The 1,466-nt window shown below is 46.0% G+C and carries 2 protein-coding genes; both read right to left on the reverse strand.

The annotated features are described in order from the left end of the window. Positions 1-1,069: OmpP1/FadL family transporter (locus B3O33_RS00670; RefSeq protein ID WP_292362728.1), on the reverse strand; the 1,069-nt coding region annotated here is incomplete at its 3' end. Positions 1,070-1,149: 80 nt separating this feature from the next. Beyond that, positions 1,150-1,466 (reverse strand): tRNA (guanosine(46)-N7)-methyltransferase TrmB (gene trmB, locus B3O33_RS00675; protein WP_292362729.1); only part of this gene is annotated, 317 nt, incomplete at its 5' end.

Below are 1,466 nucleotides of genomic sequence, written 5' to 3' on the forward strand. Positions count from 1 at the left end.
CGTTAGGAATTGGGGTTTCATCATAGGCAACACCTGCACGCCATGACCAGCGGTCATTCGCCTGATACTCCAGACCAAGACCATAACGCATTGAATTATCCCAGTCTTCTGCTTTGACTGAATTAAGACGATCAACATCCGAATTAATTCGTAACTCTTCAAACCGGCTCCAGCGTGTCCATGTCGCGTCGGCCATCAACGCTAATTTTGGGGTTAACTGATGAAGTAACGCGACAGAGAGGGTTTCGGGTAAAGTGACGCCACCATCAATTTTGCCATCTTCAAAACCAAGTGCTGAAGCAGTGGCCTGGGTATTGTCAGGAATACGAAACTCACCATCGCCTTTTAAATCATGAGTGATTTTAGAGCGATAACTCACTCCCATGCGCGTGGCTTCTGTAAATTGATATGTCATACCAAGATTGTAACCCCAACTCCAGTCATCCGCCGTTAACCGTACTCGACCATCATTCTGTTGTGGTGTGCCTGTTAAAACACCAAAATTGGCAGCCTGAGTTAATTCCAAATCGATATATTGCAGGTTTACCCCAAACCCTAATGACAGTTTTTCAGTTGCTTTAAAAGCGATGCTGGGGTTGATATTGATGGTTAACAAATCGGAACGGATGGCATGGTAACGACCTTGCCAACTATCGCCATAATCTGTGACCAGGCCAAAAGGAGCGCCTACGCCGATGCCCACCACCGTATGATCATTTAATGGCTGAGCATAATAAAAGTTAGGTACGGCTGCCAGTTCACCGGCATTATTGCCATCACCGCCAATTAATGGCGTGCCATTGACATTCGAACCACGATCAGAAAACTCTGCACGGGGACCAATCAGGTTTAACCCCATATTCATTTCTTTACGGGATAAATTGGTCAGACCGGCCGGATTGAAAAAGATGGTACTGGCATCATCCGCCACAGCAGCACTGCCTGAAAAAGCTCGTCCCAGGCCGGTAATACTTTGTTCAATTAAGGCATAACCTGCTGCACCAGCAGAGCTGCTGGCCGCCCCGAACAAAACATAAAAACTTAACTGCGTTGAACGGGACATAGTCATGGCGGCTTTACCTGTAAGAAAATTGAATAGTTAAATGGCGAAACTAGCTCAAGCACACAAATGAAGCAAGTTTGTCATAATTAACGGCGTTGAAAAAGTAAATCCCAGACACCATGGCCCAGGCGATGGCCACGTTGTTCAAATTTGGTCAGTGGACGAAACTCCGGGCGTGGAATGTAATCACCGGTAATACTGGTATTGATGAAATCCGAACTTGCTGACAGATCCTGAAGCATTTGTTCTGCATAATCCTGCCAGTCGGTGGCCATATGTAAAAAACCACCCGGATGAATTTTGTGTGCCAGTATTTCAACAAAAGCTGGCTGAATAATACGGCGTTTATGATGACGTTTTTTATGCCATGGATCGGGGAAATAGAGCTGTACCCGTTCCAGAG

Source organism: Methylophaga sp. UBA1464 (assembly GCF_002325665.1).
Taxonomy (GTDB): Bacteria; Pseudomonadota; Gammaproteobacteria; order Nitrosococcales; family Methylophagaceae; genus Methylophaga.